The sequence below is a fragment of the Kitasatospora sp. NPDC058162 genome (genome assembly GCF_042884005.1).
GTDB lineage: Bacteria > Actinomycetota > Actinomycetes > Streptomycetales > Streptomycetaceae > Kitasatospora.
In genome coordinates this window covers 21,974-28,790 of the sequence record NZ_JBHVUS010000014.1, presented here as the reverse complement: position 1 = coordinate 28,790, position 6,817 = coordinate 21,974, and the positions used below count along the sequence as shown (strand labels likewise).

The following is a 6,817-nucleotide window of genomic DNA, read 5'->3' as shown; positions in this document are numbered from 1 at the left end:
TTTGGATTTAACAGGGGTTTGCAACGGGGTTTTGGCACCCCCCGTTGTAACTGCGGGGGGGGGGGGGCTCCGGGCGCCCCCGCCCCCGACGCCGTCGAGCACCGGACCCCGGGGGAGGCAACCCGCCTTGCCGGCCGCCGACTTCGACGCCTTCGGCCGGGTCGCCGAACTGCGCTACCCGGTGCCGCCGCAGTGGTCCGGCCCGGCGGACGACCTGACCCCGTGCGTCGACGCCGAGGACTTCGACCTCGGGCTCTTCATCGCCGATGTCCTGGCCGGCCGCGACCGGGCGGCCCGCATCTACCGCTGACACCCGCCCGGCCCCGCCCGCGCATTCGGCCCGCCCGCGCCCCGCCCCGCCGTCAGCAGCGCCTGCCCAGCCCCGAGAGCGGTCCGCCGCCCGCGCCCGCGCCGCCCGACAGGGCCCGCAGGGCGGCGAGGGCGGCGCTCTCGCCCTCGGCGTAGCGGTGGGCGCGGGCCGCACGCAGGGCGGCGTCCAGGTGGCGGGCGGCCTCCTCGCGCTGCCCGGTGGCGGCGAGCGCGCGGCCGTACAGGGTCTGCAGGACGACCCGGCGGGCGGCCGGGAACGGCGGTTCGGCCAGGGCGAGGCCGCGGGCGGCGTGGTGGGCGGCCTCCTCGGGGTCGCCGCAGGCCAGGCAGGCGTCGGCGAGGTGCTGGCGGGCGAGGGCGACGAGGTCGGCGCGCCCGGCCTGTTCGGCCAGGGCGAGGGCGCGGCCCAGCAGGTCCCGCACCCGGGCCGGCGCGTTCGCGTCCCGGCCGCGCCCACCCGCCCCGTAGCGGGCGAGCGCGGCGGCGAGGTTGACCAGGGCGACGGCCTGCGCGCTGCGGTCGCCGGCCAGGGCGGCCAGGCCGGGGGCCCGCTCGAGGTGGGCCAGGGCCTGCTCGGGCCGGCCCTCCTCCAGCAGCACCCAGCCGAGCAGGGCCCGGGCCCGGGACTGGGCGCCGGGGTCGAGGTCGGCCTCGGCGGCGGCGAGCCCGTGCTCGAGCAGCGGCACCCAGCCGTCCCGGACCTGCCACACGATCAGCGGCCACTGCAGCAGGACCAGGCGCCAGGCCCGGTCGTGCAGTCCGGCCGCGACCGCCGCGCCGACCGCGCCGCGCAGGGTGTCGCGTTCGGCGGCGTACCAGGCCAGGGCGCTCTCCCGGTCGGGGAAGGGCCGGACCTCGACGGGGCGCCGGGCCCCGGCGGGCGCGTCGCAGCACGGTTCGCTGCCGGGTTCGGCGGCGGCGCTCGCGGCGAGCAGGGTGTTCAGCAGGTGGTCGAGGAGCCGGGGCAGGGTGTCGCTGTCGTCCTCGCCGGGCGGGGTGCGCAGGCTGCGGGCGTAGAGCCGGACGAGGTCGTGCAGGGTGTAGGCGTCCCGGTCGATCTCGAGGACCAGGTGGGCGGTGGCCAGCTGCCCCAACGCCCCTGCGGCCTGCGGCAGTTCGACGTCGGCGAGGGCGGCGGCGGTGCGGCTGTCGAGGGTGGTGCCGGTGTGGGCGCCCAGGCGGCGGAACAGCCGGCGGGCCGGGGCGGACAGGTGCTGGACGGTCAGGGCCAGGGCGGCGGCGACGCTGGTGTCCTCCACGTCCAGCAGCCCCAACCGGCCCTGCTCGTCGGCGAGTTCGTCGGCGAGCGCGGCCAGGCCCCGGTGCGGGCAGGTGGCGATGCGGGCGGCGGCCAGGCGCAGCGCGAGCGGCAGCCCGTCGCACAGCCGGGCGAGCCGGGCCGCGGCCTCGGGTTCGGCGCCGACCAGGTCGGGGCCGAAGTCGGGGCCCAGGGTGGTGGCGAGCAGCGCGACGGACTGCGGGGCGGACAGCTCGGCCAGCGGTACGGGCCGGGCGGCGTCGGAGGCGACCAGCCCGCCGAGCCGGTCGCGGCTGGTCACCAGGGTGACGCAGTCGTCCCCGTCGGGCAGCAACGGGCGGACCTGATCGGAGCGGCGGGCGTTGTCGAGCACGATCAGCATCCGGCGCCCGGCGGTCAGTTCCCGGTAGCGGGCGGCCAGCGCCTCGGGGGAGGCGGGCATCTGCTCGGCGGGCAGCCCGAGGGCGAGCAGCAGTTCGCGCAGCACCGCGCCGGTGGCGCGTTCGGGCAGCGGGCTGTGCCCGCACAGGTCGACGAACAGCCGCCCGTCGGGGAAGTCGGCCTGGCGCCGGTGCGCCCAGTGCACGGCGAGGGCCGTCTTGCCGACCCCGGCCCCGCCGGTGACGACGGCGATCGCGCCGGGGGAGCGGGCGGCGCGGTCGAGGGCGGCCAGCTCGTCCTCGCGGCCGGAGAACCCGCGGGGCCGTCGGGGGAAGGGCCAGGGCGCGGGCACCGGTGCCGGTGCCGGTGTGATGGTGGCCGCAGGCCCCGCCCCGCGCCCCGCCCCGGGCCCCGCCCCGCCGGCCGCCCCGGGCGCCGCTTCGCCGCGCAGCAGCAGATCGTGGGCCCCGGCGAGTTCCGCCCCGGGGTCGATCCCCAGCTGTTCCGCCAGGGTCCGGCGGGTGCGGTGGAACCACTCCAGGGCCTCCGGGCGCCGCCCGGCCCGTCCGAGCGCCACCACCAGCGCGGCGACCAGCGACTCGCGCAGCGGGTGGAGCGCGGCCTCGGCGGCCAGCACGCCCGCGGCCGCGCCGTGGTCGCCGAGCCGGCCGTGGGCGCGGGCCAGTTCCTCCACGGCGGCCAGCCGCAGCTCCTCCAGCGCCTGGGCGGCGCACTGCAGCGGCAGGCTGGGCTCGGTCCCGGCGAGCGCGGGCCCGCGCCACAGCGCGAGCGCCTCCCGCAGGGCCGTCACCGCCGTGCCCGCCTCCCGGGCGGCGTGGGCGGAGCGGACGAGCCGTTCGAAGCGCTGGACGTCCACCGCCGCCTCGGGCACCCGCAGCAGGTAGCCGCCGCTGCCGCCGCTGCCGTCGGTGGCCAGCTCGACCCCGGCGGCGGGGGCCCGGTGCGCGGCGAGCACCGCGCGCAGCCCGGAGACGTGGTTGTGGATGACGGTGCGGGCGTGCCGGGGCGGCTCCTCCTCCCACAGGGCCCCGGTCAGCCGGTCGACGCCGACGGGCACGCCGGGGTTCAGCGCCAGCGCGGCCAGCAGGCTGCGGCGCTTGGGCGAGCCGAGGGCGAGCTCCTGCCCGTCCGCGGCCACCACGGCCACCGGGCCCAACAACCGGAAGTCCACCCGTGCCCCCACCCTGACCAGCAATTATGACAAGCATATGACAGGAGGCGACCCTGCAGTGACGCACCGTTCCTCCGCCGCCGGGACCCCCGCGTACGGCCTCTGCCCAGGCACCCTGGACGGACCCGCACCCGACCGGATCCAATACCACCTCCGGACACCAGGGGAGGGGACCGATGCTGACCGACACCTCGACCGCCGCGGGCAGGGCGATCCTGCTCCACGACCGCTACCCCACGCTCGACGAACTCACCGACACCGCCCACCGCCTGGCCGCCCGCCACCCCCGGCGCTGCCGGCTGCGCACCCTCGGCACCTCCCGCGCCGGCCGCCCCCTCCAACTCCTCACGATCAGCCCCGACGACGGACCCGGCGACGGCTCCGGCGACCGCGCCGCCGACAACGCCGGCACCGGCAACGTCCTGGTCGTCTCCGGCGCCCACGCCGACGAGTTCTCCGGCCGCGCCGGCCTCGTCGAACTGGCCCACCGCGCCCTGGCCTACCCCGCCCGGCACCCGGCGACGACCTGGCACCTCCTGCTCTGCCTCGACCCCGACGGCGCGCACCTGGCCCGGGGCGGCCTGCTCTCCCGCACCCTGCCCGCGTACTTCGCCGGCTACTACCGCCCCGCCGCCGACGAGCAGCCCGAATGGGCCCCGGCGATCGGCGGCGACCTCCCCGAGAGCCGGATCCTGCTCGACCTGATCGACGAACTGCGCCCCGCCCTCCAGCTCTCCCTGCACACCGCCGACGTCGGCGGCACCTTCCTCCAGGCCACCGCCGACCCGACCGCCCTCACCGCCCCCTTCACCCGCTCCGCCGCCACCCTCGGCATCCCGGTCGAGACCGGCTCCTTCGACACCCACCGGCTACCCGCCGTCAGCCCCGGCGTCTTCCTGATGGAGCCCGAGCACATCGACACCCAGGAGAACACCACCGGCATGCTCACCGACCAGGACGAGGCCCGGGTCGGCGCCCGGGCCGCCACCTGGTTCGCCCCCCGCCGCCACGGCGGGCGCACCGTCGTCGTCGAGGTGCCCGCCTGGACCAGCGACCGGCTCGGCGACCCCGCCCCCGTCCCCGCCGACGACGCCGAGCGCCACCTGCGCGCCGCCGCCGACCACCTGCGCGAGCGCGGCCGGCAGCTCACCGGCCTGCCAGCCGGCCTCCCGCCGCACGACACCCCCCTGCTGCGCGCCGCCCGCACCCAGCTCACCGCACTGCGCCAACTCGCCGACGCCTGGGACCCGCGCACCGCCGACCGGCCCCTCCTGCCGCCGCCCCTGCTCACCCGCGCCCACCTGGCCGGCATCGACCTGTGGGCCCACCGCATCCCGGTCCGCGCCGCCGCCCTCCTGCGCCGCGCCACCCCCGACCCCCGCCCCGCCGCCCTCCTCCACACCTGGTGCGCCCACTACCGCCACCGCTTCCGCCCCACCTGGCTCCCCGTCACCCGCCAGGCCGCCCACCACGCCAACACCGCCGAAGCCGCCGCCCACCTCCCCTGACCGCCGCCCCGGGCGGTGCCTTACGACCCTGCGCTGTGCCGTTGCAAGCCGATGACCCGCTCGGTGATCCGTGCTGCGGCGTCGGAGCCCGTGAGGAGGGTGACGTTGGCGGGCGAGGAGGAGAGCGTCGAGTCGACGGCGATGATCGGGACGGACGGCGCGGCCGAGGCGACGCCGGGAGCCGCCTGACCGAAGGGCGCGCCGACGGTGACGATCAGATCGCAGTGCTGGACGAGCAGACCCGCGAGGTGTGGGGCGGCCTGTTCCGCAGTGGCTGCCGGTTCGATCATCTTCTGGACGTTGGTGCCGTGCTGTGTTCCGGCCGACTGCATGGCGGACCAGATCCCGGCAACGGTGTCGCCGCCGGTAGCGCTCGCACTGTCCGCCGCCAGACAGGCGGTCGCCCGTCCCGACACGTCGTTCGCCGTGGCGACGGTGGTACGGGGAGTGCCGTGGCCTGTGAACAGCACATAGCCGAGTACGGCGGCGGCGGTGACGCCCAAGGCGGAGACGACCAGGACCGGGCGGCCGGGACGCAGGCGCGGTGACATGGGACGGGGCCCTCCTGAGGGCGGGGAGCTGGTCAGCCGTTCCGCTTGGAACGGGAGGTGCGTGACGCGGTGCGTGAACGGGGGGCCGGCCGGGGGGATTCGGCGGTCGCCGTCACCGTGGGCCGGTTCTGCGCGGTCTTCCGGGCGCTCCCGGGACCGCGGGACCTGCGCCACAGGAGGGTGGCCGCGGCGCCGCAGGCCAGGGCGATTCCGGCGGACGTCGCGATGACGCCGAACGTGCCGGAATCCGAGCCGGATCCGGTGTCAACGGATGCGTGCGGTTCGTGGAGAAGGGGGTTTTCGCGTTCTCCGTCGTCAGTGGAAGAAAGCGCCGCGATCGGGTCGATTCTGCCGAATCCGAGTTTCGGGTCGGGGTGATTGTTCCGTTCGACCGTCGTGGTGATGAGGCGGTGAATCACCTGTCCTGCCGTCAAATCCGGATGTGCCGAGCGGATGAGTGCGGCAGTGGCCGAGACATAGGCCGCCGCGTAGCTCGTGCCGTCGGCCTTCACGTATCGGCCCTGGTTGTTGGTCGAGTAGATCTCGGCGGCGGGCGCCGCGACGACGATGCCCCGGCCGGATTCGCTGGCCGTCCAGAAACCGCCGCTCTCGTCGACTCCGGAAACCGACACGACGCCGGGGAATGCCGCCGGATACATCGGCGGATTCCCCCGGTCGCCCTCGTTGCCACGCAGAGGCGACGACGACGGCGTCCTTGCCCATCGCGTAGGTGACGGCCTGTTTGAGGAGGGGATCCGGATCGGGTGCACCGAGGGAGACGTTGATGACCCGGGCACCGTGGTCCGCCGCCCAGACGATGCCACGCGCGACCATCGGAGCGGAGACCTGGTTCCCGGTACCGACGCGGACCGGAAGGATCTTCGCGTCCGGTGCCAGGCCCGTCATGCCCTCGCCGGGAGCCGGGCCACCGGTGCCGGCGATGATGCCGGCGATGGCGGTTCCGTGGGATTCGCCCGAGGTGTCCGTCCGGCCGTCGTCACCGTCACCGATCAGGCTGCTGCCGGGGAGGACCTGTCCGGTCAGGTCGGGATGCGAGGCCGAGACCCCGCTGTCCACGACGGCGACCGTCGTTCCGGCGCCACGGCTGATCGACCAGATCCGGTCTGCCTTGAAGTGCTCCGTGTCCAGCGGCCATTCGCTGGAGCGGATGCTCCCGGCATTGCTGACGGGGGCTCCGGCGACCAGGGCGGACACGGTGAATACGGCAACACCACAGGCGTGGAAAAACCGGCGTATTGCGGCCATGGGTGGTGCTCCTGGGACGGAGTGACGGTGATTCAAGAAGACATGAAGGTGCCTAGATCGGTGGCGATCTTATACACACGCGCCTTCCTCGCGGCCTCGGGACCAAGCGCAGGGACCGCGCTTTGCGGAATTTTTGCCAGGGCCATTTGAAGGCAAAGCGGTCGATAGCGCGGCATCTCGGATGCCGGGCGGCAGTTGAAGACTGGACCGGAAGCGGTCGTGGTCGATAGAAGATCTCTCGGCCTGCCTGATGGGCGGTCTCGGACTCGTTTTCCCGGAGGGGTCGGCCGTGCGCCGCTTGTCACGCCGTGAATCGCAAAAGACGTCGGCC

The 6,817-nt window shown here is 75.7% G+C and carries 5 protein-coding genes and 1 pseudogene; 2 read left to right on the top strand and 4 right to left on the bottom strand.

Translation table 11 applies throughout. The features are described 5' to 3' along the window. The first annotated feature begins 127 nt into the window (after positions 1 to 127). Positions 128 to 310, top strand: coding sequence for a hypothetical protein (locus tag ACFVXG_RS24410; protein WP_387930520.1), 183 nt, complete (start codon positions 128 to 130; stop codon positions 308 to 310). Between the two features lie 52 nt (positions 311 to 362). On the opposite strand, the gene ACFVXG_RS24405 is transcribed toward ACFVXG_RS24410, so the two are convergent. Further along, complete coding sequence (locus ACFVXG_RS24405) at positions 363 to 3,185, bottom strand: BTAD domain-containing putative transcriptional regulator (RefSeq protein WP_387930519.1); 2,823 nt, start codon at positions 3,183 to 3,185, stop codon at positions 363 to 365. A 152-nt stretch (positions 3,186 to 3,337) separates the two neighbouring features. Here ACFVXG_RS24405 and ACFVXG_RS24400 point away from each other — a divergent pair, with 152 nt between their 5' ends. Continuing rightward, on the top strand, positions 3,338 to 4,669 hold the full coding sequence (locus ACFVXG_RS24400; protein ID WP_387930518.1) for a M14 family zinc carboxypeptidase: 1,332 nt from the start codon (positions 3,338 to 3,340) through the stop codon (positions 4,667 to 4,669). A 20-nt stretch (positions 4,670 to 4,689) separates the two neighbouring features. Here the strand turns inward: ACFVXG_RS24400 and ACFVXG_RS24395 are convergent, their stop codons facing one another. The 3 genes and pseudogenes from ACFVXG_RS24395 to ACFVXG_RS24385 all read right to left on the bottom strand — a co-directional run. Then, positions 4,690 to 5,220, bottom strand: a complete 531-nt coding sequence (locus ACFVXG_RS24395) for a hypothetical protein (RefSeq protein WP_387930517.1) — start codon at positions 5,218 to 5,220, stop codon at positions 4,690 to 4,692. 32 nt (positions 5,221 to 5,252) lie between these two features. After that, on the bottom strand, positions 5,253 to 5,990 hold the full coding sequence (locus tag ACFVXG_RS24390; protein ID WP_387930682.1) for a S8 family serine peptidase: 738 nt from the start codon (positions 5,988 to 5,990) through the stop codon (positions 5,253 to 5,255). After that, positions 5,923 to 6,486, bottom strand: a pseudogene (locus ACFVXG_RS24385) (S8 family serine peptidase); the annotation flags it as partial. The pseudogene ACFVXG_RS24385 and the gene ACFVXG_RS24390, both read right to left, overlap by 68 nt. Positions 6,487 to 6,817: the final 331 nt, after the last annotated feature.